Origin of the sequence: Tenggerimyces flavus, assembly GCF_016907715.1 — a bacterium.
GTDB lineage: Bacteria > Actinomycetota > Actinomycetes > Propionibacteriales > Actinopolymorphaceae > Tenggerimyces > Tenggerimyces flavus.
In genome coordinates this window covers 5,490,226-5,510,103 of the sequence record NZ_JAFBCM010000001.1, presented here as the reverse complement: position 1 = coordinate 5,510,103, position 19,878 = coordinate 5,490,226, and the positions used below count along the sequence as shown (strand labels likewise).

18 protein-coding genes are annotated in these 19,878 nt (G+C 69.2%); 16 read left to right on the top strand and 2 right to left on the bottom strand.

Annotation, left to right across the window (positions count from 1 at the left end):
• The first annotated feature begins 600 nt into the window (after positions 1–600).
• Genes JOD67_RS25725 through JOD67_RS25710 form a run of 4 tightly spaced genes read left to right on the top strand, consistent with a single transcriptional unit; the run spans position 601 to position 6,605 of the window.
• Positions 601–2,886 carry an HAD-IB family hydrolase gene (locus JOD67_RS25725; protein ID WP_205120263.1) on the top strand — a complete coding sequence of 762 codons (2,286 nt, stop codon included), beginning with the start codon at positions 601–603 and terminating at the stop codon, positions 2,884–2,886.
• Positions 2,883–4,064, top strand: a complete 1,182-nt coding sequence (locus tag JOD67_RS25720) for a zinc-dependent alcohol dehydrogenase (protein ID WP_205120262.1) — start codon at positions 2,883–2,885, stop codon at positions 4,062–4,064. The genes JOD67_RS25725 and JOD67_RS25720 overlap by 4 nt, the downstream gene beginning before the upstream one ends.
• Before the next feature lie 24 nt (positions 4,065–4,088).
• A complete protein-coding gene (larAH, locus tag JOD67_RS25715) occupies positions 4,089–5,669 on the top strand; it encodes an NPN-dependent hydroxyacid isomerase, LarAH14/15/16 family (protein WP_205120261.1) in 1,581 nt (526 codons plus the stop codon).
• Entirely contained in the window at positions 5,670–6,605 is a 936-nt protein-coding gene (locus JOD67_RS25710) for a lysophospholipid acyltransferase family protein (RefSeq protein ID WP_205120260.1), read from the top strand.
• Positions 6,606–6,608: 3 nt separating this feature from the next.
• On the opposite strand, the gene JOD67_RS25705 is transcribed toward JOD67_RS25710, so the two are convergent.
• The gene (locus JOD67_RS25705; protein ID WP_205120259.1) at positions 6,609–7,268 is read right to left on the bottom strand and encodes an alpha/beta hydrolase; all 660 of its coding nucleotides are present in this window, start codon (positions 7,266–7,268) and stop codon (positions 6,609–6,611) included.
• 187 nt (positions 7,269–7,455) lie between these two features.
• Between JOD67_RS25705 and JOD67_RS25700 the strand changes: the two genes are divergently transcribed.
• The 12 genes from JOD67_RS25700 to JOD67_RS25645 all read left to right on the top strand — a co-directional run bounded on the left by JOD67_RS25700 (position 7,456) and on the right by JOD67_RS25645 (position 19,111).
• On the top strand, positions 7,456–9,048 hold the full coding sequence (locus tag JOD67_RS25700; protein ID WP_205120258.1) for a DUF222 domain-containing protein: 1,593 nt from the start codon (positions 7,456–7,458) through the stop codon (positions 9,046–9,048).
• 135 nt (positions 9,049–9,183) lie between these two features.
• Positions 9,184–10,284: a hypothetical protein gene (locus JOD67_RS25695; protein WP_205120257.1), complete on the top strand. Its 1,101-nt coding sequence runs from the start codon at positions 9,184–9,186 to the stop codon at positions 10,282–10,284.
• A 69-nt stretch (positions 10,285–10,353) separates the two neighbouring features.
• Positions 10,354–11,280 carry an alpha/beta fold hydrolase gene (locus JOD67_RS25690; protein WP_205120256.1) on the top strand — a complete coding sequence of 309 codons (927 nt, stop codon included), beginning with the start codon at positions 10,354–10,356 and terminating at the stop codon, positions 11,278–11,280.
• Positions 11,281–11,359: 79 nt separating this feature from the next.
• Positions 11,360–12,220 (top strand): phosphotransferase enzyme family protein, encoded by an 861-nt coding sequence (locus JOD67_RS25685; RefSeq protein WP_205120255.1) that lies wholly within the window; start codon positions 11,360–11,362, stop codon positions 12,218–12,220.
• Between the two features lie 102 nt (positions 12,221–12,322).
• Entirely contained in the window at positions 12,323–13,294 is a 972-nt protein-coding gene (locus JOD67_RS25680) for a Gfo/Idh/MocA family protein (protein WP_205120254.1), read from the top strand.
• Positions 13,291–14,040 carry a creatininase family protein gene (locus JOD67_RS25675; RefSeq protein WP_205120253.1) on the top strand — a complete coding sequence of 250 codons (750 nt, stop codon included), beginning with the start codon at positions 13,291–13,293 and terminating at the stop codon, positions 14,038–14,040. The genes JOD67_RS25680 and JOD67_RS25675 overlap by 4 nt, the downstream gene beginning before the upstream one ends.
• An 18-nt stretch (positions 14,041–14,058) precedes the next feature.
• Positions 14,059–14,820: an amidohydrolase family protein gene (locus tag JOD67_RS25670; protein WP_205120252.1), complete on the top strand. Its 762-nt coding sequence runs from the start codon at positions 14,059–14,061 to the stop codon at positions 14,818–14,820.
• Complete coding sequence (locus JOD67_RS25665) at positions 14,817–15,926, top strand: mandelate racemase/muconate lactonizing enzyme family protein (protein ID WP_205120251.1); 1,110 nt, start codon at positions 14,817–14,819, stop codon at positions 15,924–15,926. Before JOD67_RS25670 ends, JOD67_RS25665 begins: the two co-directional genes overlap by 4 nt.
• The gene (locus JOD67_RS25660) at positions 15,923–16,804 is read left to right on the top strand and encodes an amidohydrolase family protein (protein ID WP_205120250.1); all 882 of its coding nucleotides are present in this window, start codon (positions 15,923–15,925) and stop codon (positions 16,802–16,804) included. Before JOD67_RS25665 ends, JOD67_RS25660 begins: the two co-directional genes overlap by 4 nt.
• Positions 16,801–17,553, top strand: a complete 753-nt coding sequence (locus JOD67_RS25655; protein WP_205120249.1) for an amidohydrolase family protein — start codon at positions 16,801–16,803, stop codon at positions 17,551–17,553. Before JOD67_RS25660 ends, JOD67_RS25655 begins: the two co-directional genes overlap by 4 nt.
• A gap of 67 nt (positions 17,554–17,620) precedes the next feature.
• The gene (locus tag JOD67_RS25650; RefSeq protein ID WP_307782549.1) at positions 17,621–18,595 is read left to right on the top strand and encodes a dihydrodipicolinate synthase family protein; all 975 of its coding nucleotides are present in this window, start codon (positions 17,621–17,623) and stop codon (positions 18,593–18,595) included.
• Between the two features lie 3 nt (positions 18,596–18,598).
• Positions 18,599–19,111, top strand: coding sequence for a GNAT family N-acetyltransferase (locus JOD67_RS25645; RefSeq protein ID WP_205120247.1), 513 nt, complete (start codon positions 18,599–18,601; stop codon positions 19,109–19,111).
• On the opposite strand, the gene JOD67_RS25640 is transcribed toward JOD67_RS25645, so the two are convergent.
• Positions 19,093–19,812: a class I SAM-dependent methyltransferase gene (locus tag JOD67_RS25640; protein WP_205120246.1), complete on the bottom strand. Its 720-nt coding sequence runs from the start codon at positions 19,810–19,812 to the stop codon at positions 19,093–19,095. The genes JOD67_RS25645 and JOD67_RS25640 overlap by 19 nt on opposite strands.
• Positions 19,813–19,878: the final 66 nt, after the last annotated feature.

Genomic DNA, 19,878 nt, shown 5'->3' with positions numbered 1-19,878 from the left:
CCGCGATCGTCGGCACCGCTTTGTGCGAGGGCACGGTCACGTTGGATGAAGGTGCCCTTCATCCAATAGGTTTGGATGAAGGTGCCCTTCATCCAAACGGCCATCGCGTGAGCGGCTCGACTCGCATCCGGCCAGCCGGGCGCAGGCGCAGATCGGATGCCGATCGAGTTGGCGCCGAGGGGCACGCTCGGGTTCACTACGCTCGCGGCGGGCCGGTCCACACCTGTCCGAGATCGGCGGCCCGTCACGGCGGTTGGACCTCCTCCATGTCCACGGACGCCGCGGCCACCAGGCCCGTGGGCTCCGTGAACACGACCAGCGGCGCACGGCCACTGCGAGGGTGAGATTCACCACGCCGCGCTGACGCGCCGGGGCCACTATCGTGCTCCCCGTCCTGCCTGAGCTCGCTCCACACAACCTTCATCATCGGCCTCCACAAGGATTCGAAAACGCGTTCGAACCCTACCGGACCTGGCCGACAACCGGAGGCCGAGAACCCACAGGACCCAGATATGGTGTGGCGGATGACGGTCTGGAGGACCGCGCATCGACACACCGTTGCCAATCACCAGACCGAGCCAGACCAAGGGGGCCGCACGCGTGAGGCTGAGCGAACGACTCCGGGGGAAGCGGATCCTCATCACCGGGGTTACCGGCTTCGTCGGTGAGGCCCTCCTGCACCGGATCCTGGCCGACCTGCCGGACACCACCGTCGTCGCGCTCGTTCGCCCCAAGGGAAGCCTCTCCGGCCGCTCCCGCATGGAGCAGGTCCTCAACAAGAAGATCTTCGAGTCCAGCCGCAACGCGGCCGGTGGCACCACCGAGCTGCTGGAGCAGCGGATCGACGTCGTCGAGGGCGACCTGAGCACGATCCCAGGCCTCCCGACAGGCATGGACATCGTCATTCACTGTGCCGGTGACGTGAGCTTCGACCCGCCCATCGACGAGGCGTTCCGGACGAACGTGCTCGGCACCCAGCAGTTGCTGGAGAAGATCGAGGCGAGCAGCCCCGACACCCACTATGTGCACGTCTCCACCGCGTACGTCTCCGGAAGAAGAAGAGGCGCGATCCCCGAAGGCCCCGTCGACCACGTCGTCGACTGGCGCACCGAGGCCAAGTGGGGCCAGGCCATGCGCGACCGGGTCGAGGAGACCTCGCGCAGCCCCGGCATCCTGTCCAAGCTGCGCAAGGAAGCCGAGCGCGAGCACCGGCGAGCCGGCCCCATCACGGCCGCGCAGGACGCCGAGCGGCGCCGGAACGAGTGGGTCCAGAAGAAGCTCGTCGAAGCCGGCGGCGAACGCGCACGTTCGCTCGGCTGGACCGACGTCTACACGTTCACCAAGGCCATGGGCGAGCGCGTCGTCGAAGAGTTCGCGCAGCGCATGTCCGTGACGGTCGCCCGCCCCAGCATCATCGAGAGTGCCCTCGAGACGCCGCACCCCGGCTGGATCGAGGGCTTCAAGATGGCCGACCCGTTGATCCTCGCGTACGGACGCGGCGAGCTGCCGGAGTTCCCCGCGAGCCCGGACGCGATCATGGACGTCGTTCCCGTCGACCACGTCGTCAATGCGATCCTCGCCGCCGCGGCCGAGAGCCCCGAGAAGGGCAAGCCCGCCTACTACCACATGGCCTCCGGCGCGCGGAATCCCTTCACCTACGCGAAGGTCTACGAGTACATCCGGGAGTACTTCGACGAGAACCCGTTCGACATGAGCGAACGAGGCGCCGTCCGCCTCGCCACCTGGCGGTTCCCCGGCGGCGAGCGCGTCGAGCGCATCCTGGCGATGAGCGAACGAGCGCACAAGATCGCCGAGTACGTCGTGACTCACGCCCCCAGAGGCGAACGCATCCGCAAGATCGCCCGCGAGGTCGACCAGCTGCAGCGCCGGCTGGAGTTCCTGCGCCGCTACATGGATCTCTACCGCCCGTACGTCGAGGCCGAGCTGCTCTTCACCGACGACCGGCTGATGGAGCTCTACCACCGGCTCGAGGAGGCCGACAAGGAAGACTTCCCGTTCGACACCGGCATCGTCGACTGGCGCCACTACATGGTCGAGGTGCACTGCCCGAACGTCACCGAGTCGATGCGCAAGTACGACGTCATCCGGCGCCGCCGCGGCCGCTCCGCACCGACCGTGGCCAAGGAGCTGCCGGAGAGCGGCGAGATCCTCGCCGCGTTCGACATGGACGGCACGCTGCTGTCGTCGAACGTGATCGAGACCTACCTCTGGCTGCGGATGCCCGAGCTCGACCGCACCGAACGCGTCCGCGAGATCGGCACGATGCTCCGCAAGGTGCCCGGCTTCATCCGCGCCGAACGCCGCGACCGCGGCGCGTTCCTCCGCTCGGTCTACCGCCGCTACGCCGGCGCCGACCTGGAGGAGCTGGAGAACATCGTCGACAGCGTGCTCGCCAAGCACGTGCTCGAACGCGTCTCCGCCGCCGCGCTGCGACAGGTCCGCGCGCACCGCGCCGCGGGTCACCGGACCGTGCTCATCACCGGCGCGATCCGCCCGCTGACCAGGCCGCTGGAGCCGTTGTTCGACGAGATCGTCGCCGCCGAGCTCGCTACCGACGACCGCGGAAGATGCACCGGCTACCTCTCCGGCCCGCCGCTGGTGGGGGAGTCGCGCGCCGCCTGGCTGATCCGGTACGCCGGCCAGCACGGCTTCGACCTGACCAAGTCGTACGCCTACGCCGACAGCCACTCCGACCTGCCCATGCTCGAGGCCGTCGGCCGCCCGGTCGCGGTGAGCCCGGACGTGCACCTGTGGCGGCGAGCCCGCAAGGGCCGCTGGCCGGTCGAGGAGTGGAAGACGTCGTCGGCGGCGAACCGCCTCGCGATCCCGTTCGCCGACGAGCTGCCCGCGGAGCGCACCTCATGATGCTCGCCCTGGAGATGTACCGGTCGCTTCCGCGCTACGTCGCGGCGAAGGCGATGGGTGGACGGATCCCCGGCGTCCTCACCGGCCCGGCGGCGCCGATCCGGCTGATCACGCGGGACGCGCCGAAGCCGCGCGGCCCCGGCTGGGCCCGGGTCAAGCCGATCCTGTCCGGCATCTGCGGCTCCGACCTCGGCGCGATCTTCGGCCACACCAGCCTGTACTTCTCCGCGCTGGTGTCGATGCCGTTCGTTCCCGGCCACGAGGTCGTCGGCGAGCTGATGGACGACTGCGAGGACCTCCCGAAGGGCACCCGCGTCGTGCTCGACTCCGTGCTCGCCTGCGCGGCGCGCGGCGTCGAGCCGTGCCCCTCGTGCGAGTCCGGCAACACCAACCTGTGCGACCGGATCACGGTCGGGCACGTCTCGCCCGGCCTGCAGACCGGCTACTGCGCGGACACCGGCGGCGGCTGGGGCGGCGAGTTCGTCGCGCACCGCAGCCAGCTGTACGCCGTTCCCGAGGGACTGAGCGACGAGCGCGCGGTGCTCGTCGAGCCGATCGCGTGCGCCGTGCACACGGCGTTGAAGGCAAACATCCCGGAGAACGGCTCGGTGCTGGTGTCCGGTGCCGGAGCGGTCGGACTGTTCGTGACGCTGGCGCTGCGCGAGCTCACCGGTGCCGGGCGGATCTCGGTCGTCGCCAAGCACGCGCGACAGGTGGAGCTGGCCCGCGCGTTCGGCGCCTCCGACGTGCTCGCGCCGGACGAGGTGCCGGCCCGCGTACGCAGGGCGACGTCGGCGTTTCGGCTCTCGCCCGAGCGCGGACCGGAGTTCCTGCTCGGCGGTGTCGACGTCGCGATCGACGCGGTCGGCAGCAAGAGCTCGCTGGACACCGTGATGCGGACGACCCGCGCAGGGGGCCGGGTCGTGCTGTCGGGCATGCCGTCGACGGGCGCCGACCTGTCGCCGGTGTGGTTCCGCGAGCTGGAGATGGTGGGCACGTACGCGACGGCCGGCGCTGAGGCGTTCGGCAAGGCGTTCGAGCTCGCCGCACACGCGCCACTCGACGGCGTTGTCGGGGGCAGATACCCGCTGTATCGGTGGCGCGAGGCATTGGACCACGCGCACTCCGCCGGTCGGTTGGGGACTGTCAAAGTCGCGTTCGATCTACGAAACTCATAAGGACCGGGAGAGGGAGTCACCAAGGTGAGCCGACCAGGATTCGTACTCGAGGTCGACGACCGGACGCCGCCACTCCTCGTCCACGAGGGTGAGGGTTTCCGGCTCGAGCGGTTCCCCACGGGGACCCGCGTGATCTATCCGCCGGAGTCGCTGCCGGGCATCCGGGACATCGACGCGGCGATCGCGAACGCGTTGGAGAACCCGGAGAACTCCGAGCCGCTCCGCGCGCTGCTGCGTCCGGGCATGCGCCTCACGATCGCGTTCGACGACGTGTCGCTGCCGCTGCCGCCGATGAAGCGGCCGGACATCCGGCAGCGCATCATGGAGCAGGTGCTGACGCTCGCCGCGCAGGCCGGCGTCGACGACGTCGAGATCATCGCGGCGCTCGCGCTGCACCGGCGGATGATGCCGTCGGAGCTGCAGCACGCGCTGGGGGAGCGGATCTACCGTTCGTTCGCTCCGCAGGGGTTGTTGTACAACCACGACGCGGAGGACAAGGACAACCTCGAGTTCATCGGCGAGACCGAGAAGGGCGAAGAGGTCGAGATCAACAAGCGGGCGGCGACGTCCGACCTGATCGTCTACGTCAACATCAACATCGTGCCGATGGACGGCGGGCACAAGTCCGTCCCGATCGGGCTCGCTTCGTACCGCTCGCTGCGGCACCACCACAACAGCCACACGATGGTGCACTCGCGATCGTTCATGGACGCCGAGAAGTCGGCGATGCACCACTCCGCATGGCGCATGGGGCGTTTGCTCAAGGAGCACGTCAAGATCTTCACGGTCGAGACCACGCTCAACAACGACATCTTCCCCGAGCCCATCGGCTTCATGAACAAGCGCGAGTGGGAGTGGGGCGTACGCGACCAGGCCAACATGCTCGCGGCCAAGCGCGGCATCGCGCTGGCGCCGAAGAAGCTCAAGCGCAAGATCTTCGAAGACGTGCGGTCGGCGTACGGCATCACCGGCGTGCACGCGGGCGAGACCGAGGCGGTGCACGCGAAGACGCTGGAGAACTGCTTCAAGCAGCAGGCCGTCGAGGTGCAGGGCCAGACCGACGTGCTGATCATGGGCGTGCCGTTCATCGGGCCGTACAACGTCAACGCGGTGATGAACCCGATCCTCGCGACCTGCATGGGCTTGGGCTACTTCTTCAACTCCTACCGGAACATGCCGGTCGTCCGTAAGGGCGGCGCGGTGATCCTGTACCACCCCGTGCAGTACGAGTTCAACCAGCTGCACCACCCGTCGTACGTCGACTTCTTCGAAGAGGTGCTCGCCGAGTCGACCGACCCGGCGACGATCGAGAAGAAGTTCGAGAAGCAATACGCGACGGACCCGTGGTACATCCACCTGTACCGGACGTCGTACGCCTACCACGGCGTGCACCCGTTCTACATGTGGTACTGGGCCGCGCACGCGATGGACCACGTGGGTGACGTCGTCTGGGTCGGCGGCAACCGCAAGGCGGTCGAGCGGATGGGCTTCCGTGCCGCGTCGACGCTGAACGACGCGCTGGAGATGGTGAGCCACACGGTCGGACGTTCGCCGTCGATCACGTACACGCACAACCCGCCGCACCTGATCTCGGACGTGCGCTAGATGGCTTCGTCGAAGAGCCCGGTGAAGTTCGTCCGGGACACGGTCAAGGACGTCCAGCAGGTCGCGCGCGGCTGGCGCTGGGGCCGGCGGCCGCTCGTGCCGCGGTCGGCTCAGCAGTGGCAGCCGGACAAGCAGCCTTCGGTGTTCCCGACGACGTGGGCGCGGACGCCGGCGGCGAACGCGGTGCGCGACGTCGTGCAGCGCTTCGGCCTCGGGCCGCTGCTGCGGTCCACGGTGACGCCTTCGGTGACGGGGCTCGATGTGCTGCAACGGTTGAAGCCGCCGGTGCTGTTCGTGGCCAACCACACGTCGCACCTGGACACGCCGCTGATCCTGATGACGCTGCCCGGCCCGTGGCGTCGCCGTACGGCGGTGGCCGCGGCGGCGGACTACTTCTTCGACACCTGGTGGCGGGCGTCGGGGTCGGCGATGGTGTTCAACACGTTCCCGATCGAACGTCGCGGTGGCTCGCTGTCGCAGACGCCGGGCGACCTGCTCGCCGAGGGCTGGAACGTCGTCGTGTTCCCGGAGGGGACGCGATCGGTGGACGGCTGGGCGAGCCGGTTCAAGCTCGGCGCGGCGTGGCTGGCCGTCGAGCACGGCGTGCCGATCGTGCCGGTGGGAATCCGCGGCTCGTTCGCCGCGATGCCCCGCGGCCGTGGCTGGCCGCGGCCCGGCCGGCTGCCGGTGCGCGTACGGTTCGGTCCGGCGATCTGGCCGGTCGAGGGCGAGGGGCCGCGCGACCTGGCGCCCCGGATCCGCGAGGGTGTGGCGCAGCTGCTGGACGAGGACGCGACGACCTGGTGGGAAGCCGCCAAGCGCGCGGCCAAGGGCGCGACCCCGGACCCGAGCGGTCCGAAGGCCGCGTCGTGGCGTCGCGTGTGGGAGCAGACCGCCCCGCCGCGCGAGGGCCGCAAGCGCCGCGCCTGGGAGTAGGCCTCAGCGGTTGAACGCCCAGGCGACCATCCGCGGGAACTCCTCCTGCCAGAACGGGTCGCCGTGGTCGCCTTCGCGTTCTTCGATGACGACGTCCGCGCCGGCATCGCGTAGCGCGTCCGCCCAGCGGGTGGCGTTCTCCAGGAACCAGGGCTCCTGCCTGCCGGCGACGAGGTACGTGCGCGGCAGCGGGGCCACCAGGTCGGCGGGCGGGCGGTAGCCGCCGCCGGGCGAGGCGGAGAAGACCGCGCCGTAGACGTCCGGGTGCCTTACCCCCAGGGCGAGGGAGAGCTCGGCGCCCGCGGAGACGCCGCACACCGCGGTGCGTTCGGCCGGCAGCGCGACGCCGAAGCGCTTCTCGACCCAGGCGCGGACGTTTTCGACGAAGAAGCGCTCGTGTGCGGCGAACCGTTCCTCGTCGAACGACGGTGAGTACTCCTTGATGCGCGCCATCTCGTCCGGGTCGTCCGTCCGGTACGCGCCGACGACCAGCGTGGGCGGGACGTCGGCGGCGTCGAGGTCCTTGCCCCACTGCGAGATCAGCTGCCCATCCCCGGCGTACACCACGGCCTCCGGCTTGTCGGGCGGCACGTACACCGCGACCCGGCGGCCACCGTCGTACTCGAACGTCTCGGTGACGAGCTCTCCCGCTCGGTCAGCCATCGGTCTCCTCCGTCGTCGTCAACCTGAACGTGCACACCCTGCCACCGGCGCCGCGACTCGTTGCAGTCACGTCACCTTGCGACCACCTCGTGGGGTCCGTGGATGACCGGCGCCAGCGGCAGCTGTCATCACGGTTTCTTCTTGTTCTGTTGGGCATTCGATTGATTCATGCGGTAGAATCAAGGACATGTTCGATACGACGATGCCGGATGGGCCGCAGCTGTGGGCTGCGGTTTCAGCGGACCGTGCGAGTTGCAACGGCTATCAGCTGGAGGAACGTCTTCGTGCTCGGGAGCGGATGACGGCGTGGCTGGACTCCGAGTCGTTGTTGGATGTGGAGGCCTTGGCGCATACACCACCCGGGCCTGACGACTGCTCGCCGCGCCGTACCTCGCTGCGGGATCCGCACGTCGGGGACGTCGTCGCGGCCACCTTGTCGTGGACCCGGTACACCGCGGAGACGTTCGTCGGGTTGGCGCAGTCGTTGACCGAGTTGCCCGGCACCTTCGCCGCGTTGCGAGCGGGGCGGATCGACCTGCCGAAGGCGAAGGTGTTGGCCGCAGGCGTTGCCGTGTTGGCCGATCCGCTCGACAGGCAGAAGGTCGAGAACGCCGTTCTCGGACGAGCCGAGACGAAGACCACCGGCTGGTTGCGGGCCGAGGTGGCCGCGCAGGTGTTGCGGATCGACCCTGATGCGGCGAAACAGCGGCATGACGAGCGGGTTCGGGATCGCGGGGTCGACTTCTACCCCGACGAGGACTCCACCGCCACGGTCCGCGTGTTCGGGCTGCCCGTGGACGAGGTCGCCGAAGCGGAAGCGTTCCTGCGGTCGATCGTCGACACCCAGAAGGCCAGAGGCGACGAACGCTCTCGCCCGCAGCTCCGCGCCGACCTCGCCTCCGCACTCCTGCGCGGCAAAGCCAAGATCGACGACTGCGACCGGGATCACGCCGAGACTGCCGACCTCACCGACACCGACACCGATCCCGTCAACGTCGAGGACATCGAGGACGTAGGTTCGGACAAGGGTGCCCCCGGCCCAAGCTCGGGTGGCGGCGACGTTGGCGGCGACGTTTCGGGTGAGGGGCTCCCTGGTCCCATAGGTTCGGACAAGGGTGCCCCCGGCCCAAGCTCGCGTGGCGGCGACGTTGGCGGCGACGTTTCGGGTGAGGGGCTCCCTGGTCCCATCGAGGACATCGAGGAGACCGACAGCGCGGCGCCAGAGCCGGCGGCGCGGGTGGTACGGCGGCGGAACGGATCGAAGCTGGTGCTGACCGCGCCGATCCCCACCCTGCTCGGCCTCGCCACCCGCCCCGCCGCGCTCGGCGGCTACGGCCCCGTCCTCACCGACATCGCCCAACAACTCATCGCCAAACTCGCTGGCGATCCCGACGCCACCATCTGCTGGGCCGCCACCGACCCCGCCACCGGACACACCGTCCACACAGGGCGAAGCAACACCCGGTACCTCCGCGGCCTCCTCGACGAGCATGTCAAGATCCGCGACGGCACCTGCCGCTTCTACAACTGCCGCCACCCTGCCAGCGTGTGCCGCGCCGACCACACCGTTGACCACGCCGACGGCGGACCCACCTGTTCGTGCAACGCCGGACCGTTGTGCGCCCACCACGACACCGTCAAACAGGCAGGCGCCTGGAAGATGAGCCAACCCGAGCCGGGACGCTTCTCCTGGACGGATCCGCACGGTCGCGAATACACAGTCGAACCACAGCAGCTCACCGACGCCATCGCCGCCGACCCCGACCCGGCGCCGTTCTAGCTCCCTTGCTGGGAGTCGTTGCTGTCACGTCACCTTGCGGCCACCTCAGCAGGCATGAAAACCGTTAACGTAGTTCCGTCTAGCGTTGGCGGTTTTCCACCAAGTGGAAGTCCTGGGAGGGCGTTGCGGATGCGGATGAGCAGGCGTGCGGTTGTGGCCGGCATGCTGGCCGTGCCGGTCGTGGGCGGGGGAGTGGCGCGGGCGGCGGAGCCGATCAACTACGGCGGGTTCCGGCTCGTCAAGACGAGGCCGAGCGCTCCGACCACCCCCGAGGTGATCCTGTCGCCGGGGTACGAGCTGAGCCCGACCGCGAGCCACCGGTTCGCGAGCCGCGGCGAGTTCTACGCGTACGTACGCGGCCCGCGCAGCGCTGCCGTGGACGTCACCGTCCGCTGGCCCGGCGAACGGGTCAAGGACATCGTCACGCACGAGTCGCGTGTCCCATTCACGCGGAACGGCGACGAGACCACGTTCCAGCTCCCCGTCAACGGCGGCACCTCCGCCAACCAGGGCACGGTGCAGGTCTTCAGCTACCACCACACCGCTCCCGGCACGTACTGGCGGATCGAGCACAACCAGGCCGACCGCGCTGCCGGCTACTGGTCCACGGTCGCCTGGCCGAAGGGCGAGGCCGACGCCGCGATCAACCTGCTCGTCGCCTGCGAGGCGATCCTGGTCGACTCCGGACTCGCCGCCGAGGCCGCAAGGCGCGGGCACTTCTACGCGCTGATGGGCTTCGAGACCAACAACCTCATGCACCTCGACAACCCGCCGCACTGGCACCTGTCGTACTACCCAGGCCCCGACTTCGGCGCCCCAAGAGCGTCGGTTCCGCACTTCTGGCTCGACGCGCAGGGCAAGACGTTCTACAACGGCATGGACGTCCAAGGCCTGCCGCCGCGGCAGAAGTACTACGTCGGCGACCCCGCGCCGATCTACGACGCGCAGGGAACGTTGATCGTCACGCTCACCATCCGCGCCGACGGCGGCCTCGACATCACCCCGCCCGGCGGCGAGCCGTACTCGATCACGCCGGACCGCGACGGCACGCTCAGCAGCGCGGTCCGCCTGCTCAAGCACGGCGCCCCGTGGCGGCGGATCGTCAGCGACGACAACGTCGACGAGGGCCTGACCACCTGGACGATGTCGAGCCTGCGGACGCCCACGTTCCACCGGGTCACCCGCGCCTACTACGACCCGCTCACCGGCGTCCTGCAGCGCACCGTCGTCAGCTGACATCGCCGACCCGGCCCGTGTCAGGCCGGCGACGGGTCGATGTCAGGACCGCCGGACATCGTTGACGGCATGACGAACAACACCGCTGACAAGACCGAGTTCATCCCTCCGATCGGATCCTTCCAGGAGGTCGACGGCCACCGCCTTTTCGTCCACCAGGAGGGCGACGGCGGACCGGCCGTCGTCTTCCTCCCGGGCGCGAGCGCGGTCGGGCTCGACTACCTGCACCTGCAGCAGCGGGTCGCGCAGTTCACCACCTCGGTGGTGTACGACCGCGGCGGCACCGGCTACAGCGAGCTGCTCCCGTTGCCGCGCAGCGGCGAGGAGGTCGCCACGGAGCTGCTCCACCTGCTGCGTGCCCAGGGCATCCCCGGCCCGTACGTTCTCGTCGCGCACTCCCTTGGCGGCGGGTACGCCCAACGGTTCACGCAGCTCTTCCCTGCGGAGGTCGCCGGGCTGGTGTGGCTCGACGCGCTCCACAGCGACTGGGACAAGTACGCGCCGCCCGAGGGGAGCCTGGCCGCGAGCGCGCAGATGGCGCCTTCGCTGGAGCAGGTCCGCGAGCTCCGTCCGGCCCTGCGCGCGATGGGCGACACGCTGTTCGCCCTCCACCCGGCGGACGTCCGGGAGGCGCTCACCGAGGCCCACCTGAGCGACGAGTGGCTCGAGATCGGGTTCCTCGAGCGCGGCGAGCACATGGCCGCTCTCGCCGAGGAGCTGAAGCCCGGGCCGGGCTTCCCCGACGTTCCGCTGATCGCGCTCACCGTCGAGGGCACGCCCGACGCCGCCGACGAGGCGATGCTGCCGGAGCACCTGGAGCTCGTCCGGAAGGCGCGTGAGGGCAAGAAGCATCTGGACCAGGCGCTGGTGAGCACGGTGACGCGTGGAGAGCATCGGGTCCTCGAGGCCGGTCACACGTTCCTGCTCGTCGAGGCCGCCGACGAGGTCGTCCAGGCGATCCACGACGTCGTGGACTGGGCTCGCGACCCCCGCTAGAGTTCTGGCGGGGCGCCTCGAGGGTTCGCAGGGGCGCCCTCCCCGGTACTGCCTCAACTACCGGGAAGGAGCGCCCCTGATGGTGCTCGACCACCTCATCCAGCTCGTTCTCGCCGAGTACGACCTCGGCGAGATCACGGGATTCCGACACCTGTTCTCCAGCGTCAACGACACCTACGCCGTCGAGTTCGGCGCAACGTCGTACGCCCTGCGCGTCCACCGCGCCGATCCCTGGTGGATCGGCCACGACGACGAGCTCCGCTTCGAGCTCGACCTGCTCCACCACCTGCACGGCGCCGGGATCAACGTGCCGGTGCCGATCGAGCGGACGAACGGCGATCCGCTCGGCCGGCTCGAGAACGGCCGCCACTACTCGCTGTTCAGCTGGGCGCCGGGCAAGCCCGGAGAAGGCAGCCCGAAGCGGGTCGGGCTCGTCGGCGAGACGCTCGCCCGCATCCACGTCGCGTCGGACGGTTTCCAGAGTCCGTATGGCCGGTACCACCTCGACGAGGCCAACCTGCTCGACCGCTACCTCGCCAAGCTCCGCCCGACCGACGGCCAGGCCGCCTACATCGAGGAGCACGCCGCCGAGATCCGGCGGCGGCTCGCGACGTTCGACCCCGGCCCGACCGGCTGGGGCGTCGTGCACGGCGACGTGCAGAGCCTGAACTTCCACTTCACCGACGACGACCAGATCACGTTCCTGGACTTCGACCTGTCGGGGTACGGCTGGCGGGTGTACGACCTCGCGTACTACGTCACTCGCATCCGGGAGAAGCACCGGCAGCCGTTCCTGGACGGCTACGAGTCGGTCCGTCCGCTGACCGACGCCGAACGAGAGATGATCCCCACGATCGGCCGGCTCGCCTGGATCCGCGAGGAGATCGGGGCGACCGCGCTGGTCAAGCGGCTGCGGAAGCCCTACATGACAGATCTCTGACGGATGTCTGACTGGTCTCGGCCAACCGGTTGAGCCCATGACCTCGCGTCGATACTCTCGCACGAGATACAGAAGACATCTCTGAAATACCGGAAGGCGCGCGTGGCAGGGAGCGTACGGCTCGTCTTGGTCGGGCTGGGGGACATCGGGGTCAAGGCGCACCTGCCTGCCCTCCGGCGGAACGAGCGCGTCCAGCTCGTCGCCGGGGTGGACCCCGACCCGGCCCGCCGGGCGGCCGTCGCCGACCTCGACACAGTCGCGGACGTCGGCGAGCTGGACGAGAAGCCGGACGGATACGTCCTCGCCACGCCGCCCTGGGTGACGACGGGTCTCGCCGCGCGGCTGCTCGGCGAGGGGCATTACGTGCTCGCCGAGAAGCCGCTCGGCACCTCCACCGACGCGCTCCGGCCGCTTCGTGACCTGCCGGACCGGAGCAGGTTGCAGGTCGGTCTCACGTACCGCCACGACCCGGCGATCGAACGGCTGAGGGACTGGATCGAGCACGGCCCGCTCGACGGCCCGCTGCTGGTCCGCGCCCACATCTACGACGAGCGCCGCGACCCCGACGACGCGGAGCACGAGCGGCGCATCCGCAGGACCCTCGAGCACGGCTCGCCGGTCATGCACGAGGGCTCGCACGTCTTCGACTGGCTCGCCTACCTCCTCGGCGAGACGCCGGAACTGCACGACGCGTGGAGTGTGAGGACCGACGCGACGTTCGAACACCCCAACCTCGTCGGGGCGCGGCTGGCGTACGGCGAGAGCGAGGTGCTCACCGAGTTCGGCTGGCTCACCGACGCGCTCCCGCGCTGCGAGCTGACCTTTCTCGGCCAGCGCGCCCAAGCCACTCTCGACGGCTTCACGTTCAAGCTCACTCTCCAGACAGCCAACGAGACAGAGACATTCGACGACCCACGAGACCGCACCGAGCGCTGCTTCGACCGCCAGCTCGACAGATTCCTCGACCTGATCACAGGCCAAGCCGACCGTGCCATGCCAGGCTGGTCGGAAGGGCTCGCCAGCCTGAAGCTGAGCGAGCAGGTCGCCACCCGAGCTGTTGAAGGAGCGCCATGACGGTCCTGCGGTGGGTCGAGCAGACCCGCGAGACGCTGAACGAGATCCTCCCCGAAGCCCTCGTCCTGCTGCCGATCGGCGCCACCGAGCAGCACGGCCCGTACCTGCCGACCGGCACCGACCACCTGATGGCGCAGGAGGTCGTCGAACGCGCCGCCGCCCTCGCCGGCGCGAAGCAGGACGTCGGCCGCCCGCTCGTCATCGCGCCCACGGTCGCGACCGGCGCCTCCGACCACCACCTCCCGTTCGGCGGCACGCTGTCGCTGCAGCCCGAGACCCTGCACCTCGTGCTGCTCGACCTCGCACGCTCCATCTCGGCCTGCGGCGGCCGCAGGCTGGTGATCGTCAACGGACACGGCGGAAACCACGGTGTCGCGCACGCCGCCGGCGCCGCGGCGAGCAACCGGTACGACCTCAACGTCGCCACCACCGACTACTGGCAGCTCCTCCCCAGCGATGCCACCGAAGGCACGAACACCCCCGGTCACGCCGGCGCGTTCGAGGCCTCGCTCGTCCTCGCCACGTACCCCGACCTGGTGAAGGAGCGCCCGACCCGCGAGCGCGTCCCGGACACCATCCCCGAGACGCTCGACGGGTTCGTCCTGCACAGCAAGGCGATCTGGCACGACATGGAGGGCTACACCGACGACCCGTCGCACGCCGACGCGGCCAACGGCGAGGCCTGGCTCGCCGCCATCGCCGGCAACCTCGCGGACAAGCTCGTCCACCTCGCGAAGACCCTGTAGAGCAAGCGGAGCAGAGACTTGATCGACTTCCACACCCACACTCCCGCCTGGAAGTCCGCGACCTGGCTCGCGGGCGCGGCGTTCGGCGCGACCGAGTTCGTCACGTTCATGGACTCCGCCGGCATCGACCACGCCGTCGTGCTCAGCCACGACGGGCTGTTCAACCCGACACCGGAGGCGAACGACGAGGTCGCCGCGTTCGTCGCCGAGTACCCCGACCGGATGGTCGCGTTCGGTACGGTCACGCCGCGCAGCGCCACAGCGGTGCAGGAAGTCGAACGCTGCTTCACCGAACTCGGCATGCGCGGCCTCAAGCTGCACCCGTGGCTGCAGGGCTTCTCGATGCACGAACGCTCGCTCGACCCCATCTGCGAGGTCATCATCGCGCACCAGGGGATCCTGCTCTGCCACGACGGGACGCCGCCGTACTCCACCGGCCTGCAGATCGCCGCGCTCGCTCGCCGTCACCCGGAGCTTCCCGTCGTCCTCGGTCACGGTGGCCTGCACGACTGCTGGCGCGAGGCCCTCCAAGCGACGATCGAGACGCCGAACGTCTACCTGTGCATCTGCGGCACTCCGCCCTATGCCGCAAGGAAGATCCTGCAGGACGCCCCTACCGGCAAGGTGCTGTTCGGGACCGACGCGGGGCTGTCCGACAAGGCCAGCCAGGACTACGCGGTCGCGCGGGTCCGGGAGATCGACGGCTGGGGCATCACCGACGAGCAGCGCCAGAACATGCTGGAAGACGGTCCGCTCGCGTTGCTCGGCAGGGCCGCATGACCGCCCCGACGATCGCGGCGATCCAGACCGCGCCGATCAGCCTCCCTGTCGCCGAGGACCTTGTCGTCCTGGGCGCTCGCGGCTCGCACGACCACTCGAACTTCCTGCTGGTACGGGTGATCACGAGCGACGGCGTGGAGGGCTACGGTGAGGTCAGCGCCACGCCGCTGTGGAGTGGTGAGGACGGCGTCAGCGCCGAGCACTTCATCCGCAACGTGCTCGCGCCCGTTCTCGTCGGCCAGCCACTGCAGCCCGTCGCCAAGCTCGACAACGCGATGGACTCCGTGCTCGCCGGCAACCCGTTCACGAAGGCCGGTGTGTCGATCGCGCTGTGGGACGCGTACGCCAGAAGCCTGAACGTCCCGCTGGCAACGGCATTGGGCGGCCCGTACCGCGAAGAGATCCCGATCAAGCTCTCGCTCTCCGGTGAGGGCGACTACCTCGAGCGCGTCTACGCGGCCGCCACCGCGGCCGGCTTCGGCGCGTTCAAGGTCAAGGTAGGCAAGGGCGTCGACGGCGACATCGCCCGCGTCGCGCAGGCACGCAAGCTCGCCGGCGACCAGACGTTCCTCGGCGTCGACGCCAACACCGGGTGGACGCGTGCCGAGGCGCAGCGTGCGGTGCGCGCGATGGCCCCGTATGGCATCGCGTTCGTCGAGCAGCCGCTCGCCGCGGACGACCTGGACGGCATGCGCGAGCTGCGGTCGCTGGGGTATCCGGTCGTCGCGGACGAGTCGGTGTTCGGGCTCGCGGACCTGCGGCGCGTGATCGCGGCGAGTGCGGCGGACGTGATCAGCGTGTACGTCGGCAAGGCCGGGGGACCCGCGCGTGCGGTCGAGCTGGGCAGAATCGCCCACGCCTTCGGGCTTTCCAGCCTCATCGGGTCGAACGGCGAGCTGGGTCTCGGTGCCGCGGCGCAGGTCCATGTCGCCGCGGCGATCGAGGGGCTCACGGTCGAGTTCCCCTCGGACATCATCGGCGCGCACTACTACGCGGAGGACATCCTCGCCGAGCCGCTGCCGAGCGACGGCCGGCGCGTCGCGTTGCCGGACGGTCCGGGGCTCGGCGTACGACTTCGCGACGACCTGCTGGGGAGCTTCCGTTGATCATCGACGTTCACAACCACACGCCGACGCACCAGGACGCGGTGCCTGACGACGAGCGTTTGGTCTACGAGAGTTGGCGATCCGACCGTCCGGTGGTGACGACGAACTCCTGGGCCGACTACGACGAGCAGCAGGTCGCGGCGGACGTCACGATCGTGTTCAACATCGCGGTCGACGACCCGCTCGCCGCGACCGGTCTGCCGTATCCGCCGGAACGCACGAACGACGCCACCGCGGAGTTCGTCAAGGACGCGCCGGACAAACGGATCGGCTTCATGTCGGTCAACCCGCTGTGGCCGCACGTGTTCGACGAGACCGAACGCTCGCGCGACCTCGGTCTGGTCGGGGTGAAGCTCGGTCCGAACTATCAGAACTTCGACCCGCTGTCGGACGAGGCGTGCGCGTTCTACGCCTACTGCGAGCGCGCGGGGCTGCCAATCCTCTTCCACCAGGGGACATCGCCGATCCAGTCGGCACCGCTGCGCTACACCCATCCGCTGGTGATGGACGACATCGCGCTGCGCTTCCCGGAGCTGCGGGTGGTGATGGCGCACCTGGGGCACCCGTTCGTTCGCGAGACCGTCGCGGTGATCCGCAAGCACCCGCACGTCTATGCCGACGTCTCGTCGATCTACCTGCGGCCGTGGCTGTGCTGGGAGGCGCTCACGTTCGCGTCGGAGTGGGGCGTGCCGCACAAGCTGCTGTTCGGCTCCGACTATCCGATCGCGACGTCGGCCGAGGCGATGGCCGGGCTGCGACGGGTCAACGACATCGTCGAGGGAACGAAGCTGCCCCGCGTCCCGGACGAGCACATCGAGCAGATCATCTCGGCCGACGCCTTGGGTGCGCTCGGGTTGGAAGGGGTACTGAAGGCGTGATCATCGACGCGCACGTACGACTCGGTTCCGGCCGCGAGGTCGACCTATCGGCCGAGGATCTCCTTACCAGCATGGATGAACTCGGCATCGACGCCGCGTTGGTCGCGCCGGGAGAGCGGGAGATCGCGTACGACAACCGGGCCGGCAACGACAAGCTGACAGCGCTCGCGAACGCGTCCGACGACCGGCTGCTCGCGTACGCGGTCGCCAACCCGTGGCGCCGCGACGCAGTCGACGAGCTCGCCCGGGCCAAGGACAACGGCGCTGTGGCGTTGGCTGTGGATTCGGTGTTGCAGGGTTTCGACCCGCTCGACCGGCTGGTCGACCCGCTGCTGGCGTTCGCGCAGGAGGCCGGCTGGCTCGTCTACATCCGGACGGGCACGCCGCCGAGCGCGGTGCCGCTGCCGGTGGCGAGCCTGGCGCGGCGGTATCCAGAGCTGCGGTTCCTGATGGGCAAGAGCGGCGCGACGGACTTCTGGATCGACGCGGCGCCGGCGCTGCGGCACGCGCCGAACCTGTACGCCGACACGTCGTATGCGCCCTGGGACACGGTGCTGAGCGAGTTCGGCCGCGACCCGGAGATCGGGACCGCGCGGTGCGTGTTCACCACCGACGCGCCGTACACCGTTCCGAAGGCCGAGCTCGCGCGCGTCCTCGACTGGACGATCCCGGCGGAGGAGCGTGCTTGGGTCCTCGGCGGGACCGTGGCCGAGCTACTCGGCTCACATGCTCGAAAAGCCTGGCGCTGAAGACAGGTCTACTCGTATAGTTCGATATGTAAGACATAACTACGGGATTTGAGAAATGGCGGCGAGCGTGACGACGACCCGGAACACGGAGGCGGTGGCGACGGCCCGCACGGTCGATGCGACGCCCCTGGTGCGTGGGGTCTCGCCGGTGCTCGAGGTGCCGTTCACCGCGAACGGCGACGTGGACTACGACGGCTTCGCGCGCGTGGTGAGCTACGCGTTCAGCTGCGGCGTGACCAGCGTGATGTTCCCCGGCTTCGCGTCGGAGTTCCACAAGCTGTCCGACGCCGAGCGGTGGGAGCTGTCGCTGATCCTGCTCGACTACACGCGGGACCGGGACGACATCGCGGCCGTGGTGGCGTTGCAGGACCACGCGACGAAGCTGGCGGTGGCGTACGCGCAGCAGGTGGTGGCGGCTGGGGCCGATCTGCTGAACCTGTTGCCGCCGTACCTGCTCGGTCCGTCCTCTGCCGCGGTGCAGGAGCACGTGCGTTCTGTTTTGTCGGCTGTCCCCGACACCCCGGTGGTGTTGCAGTACGCACCGAACCAGACCGGGACGTCACTGGACGCGCCGACGATCGGGGCGCTGGCGCGGGAGCATCCGAACCTGCGGCTGGTGAAGGTGGAGTCGACGCCGCCGGGGGCTCTGATCGCCGCTTTGGGGGCGCAGGATCCGCCGTTGCCGTCGGTGGTGGGGTACGCGGGCGTGCAGCTGCCGGACGCGGTCCGCCGCGGGGCGGTCGGCGTGATGCCGGGGTGCTCGTTCATCGAGATCTACGTGGAGATCTGGCGGCGTTTTTCGACCGGTGACTCGGTGGGTGCGCACGAGCTGCACCGGCGGCTGTTGCCGTACATCTCGTACTGGATGCTGCACACGGAGCTGATCATCGCGGCGGAGAAGCTGATCTCGGTGCGTCGGGGCTTGTTCGCTTCCGCGCATTGCCGTGCGCCGGCGCACGCCTTGGACGCGGAGGAGATCCGTACGGTGGACCGGTTCCTCGACGAGTTCGCCGACTACTTGCCGCGACTCGATACGTTCTAGCGTGTGCTGACTCGACTGGTTACCTCGGACGACGCTGCCGCGATCGCCTCCCTGCTGTCCGCCAACCGCGCGTTCCTGTCGCCGTGGGACCCAGAGCGGTCGGACGCGTACTTCACCGTGGATGCGCAGCGGACTTTGATCTCGACGCAGCTGGCCGATTTCGCTCTGGGCGCGCTGGTGCCGCACGTGATCGTGTCGTCGTCCGGCGAGCTGGTGGGGCGGATCACCTTGAACACGATCGTCCGCGGCCCGTTCCAGTCCTGCGCGGTGGGCTACTGGGTGGGCGAGTCGTACGGCGGCCAAGGCCTGGCGTCGGGCGCGCTGGCCTCGATCATCAAGGTGGCGTTCGGCGAGCTGGGCCTGCACCGCATCGAAGCCGCCACCCTGCTGCACAACGAGCGCTCGAAGCGCGTACTGGCCAAGCACGGCTTCGTTAGGTTCGGTCTCGCCCCGCGCTATCTGAAGATCGCTGGGGCCTGGCAGGACATGGAGTTGTTTCAGCTCCTCAACGAGTGACCGCGTACGGAGAACATCGAGGGCGACCTGCCGTCGTCGCCGGGGAACTCGTGCAGGAACTCCAGCTGAATGCCCGCGTCGATCAGCGCGCTGACGACGTCCCCGAGTGAGTGTTGCCACTCGTGCGACTCCTGGTGGGTCATGCCGGGGTCTGTCACCGCGTACGAGCCGTCCTTCACCACCACGGCCGGATCGCTGGCGTGGAAGTAGCCGCTGTCGCCCGCGGTCACGAGCGGATGGAGCTCGTAGAGGTAGAAGGTCCCGCCGGGCCGGAGCAGGCGTGCACAGATGCTGGCCAACGCCGTGAGGTCTTCGAGCCACACGAGTACACCGCGGGAGAGGAAGACGATGTCGAACGTGTCGTCCAGCTCGTCGGCCGCTCGCATCACGTCGCCTTGCTGGAACGTCGCCTCGATTCCCGCGCGCTTGGCCAGGTCTCGGGCGATCGCGAGTGCCTCGGCGGAGAAGTCCAGGCCGGTGACCTGCGCGCCACGGCGAGCCCAGGACAGCGTGTCCTGGCCGAAGTGGCACATCAGGTGCAGCAGCCGCTTGCCGCGTACGTCCCCGACCTCGGCCACCTCGACGTCGGCGAGCGTGTCCTTGCCCCGCAGGAACGCGTCGACGTCGTAGAACTCCGACGCCGCGTGCAGAGGGGCCAGCTCGTCCCACAACCGTTGGTTCGTCGCCGTGTGCGCGTCCATGAGCTCGACTCTCGCACAGCCCCCGCACCACCCGCTTGCCCGGTGATCATGTACGTGATCATGAAG

Coding starts and splice junctions, on each gene's coding strand:
- JOD67_RS25700 (WP_205120258.1), top strand. CDS start 7,456: ATGTTCGATACGACGATGCCGGATGGGCCGCAGCTGTGGGCTGCGGTT.
- JOD67_RS25720 (WP_205120262.1), top strand. CDS start 2,883: ATGATGCTCGCCCTGGAGATGTACCGGTCGCTTCCGCGCTACGTCGCG.
- JOD67_RS25640 (WP_205120246.1), bottom strand. CDS start 19,812: ATGGACGCGCACACGGCGACGAACCAACGGTTGTGGGACGAGCTGGCC.
- JOD67_RS25665 (WP_205120251.1), top strand. CDS start 14,817: ATGACCGCCCCGACGATCGCGGCGATCCAGACCGCGCCGATCAGCCTC.
- JOD67_RS25705 (WP_205120259.1), bottom strand. CDS start 7,268: ATGGCTGACCGAGCGGGAGAGCTCGTCACCGAGACGTTCGAGTACGAC.
- JOD67_RS25710 (WP_205120260.1), top strand. CDS start 5,670: ATGGCTTCGTCGAAGAGCCCGGTGAAGTTCGTCCGGGACACGGTCAAG.
- JOD67_RS25695 (WP_205120257.1), top strand. CDS start 9,184: ATGAGCAGGCGTGCGGTTGTGGCCGGCATGCTGGCCGTGCCGGTCGTG.
- JOD67_RS25675 (WP_205120253.1), top strand. CDS start 13,291: ATGACGGTCCTGCGGTGGGTCGAGCAGACCCGCGAGACGCTGAACGAG.
- JOD67_RS25690 (WP_205120256.1), top strand. CDS start 10,354: ATGACGAACAACACCGCTGACAAGACCGAGTTCATCCCTCCGATCGGA.
- JOD67_RS25685 (WP_205120255.1), top strand. CDS start 11,360: ATGGTGCTCGACCACCTCATCCAGCTCGTTCTCGCCGAGTACGACCTC.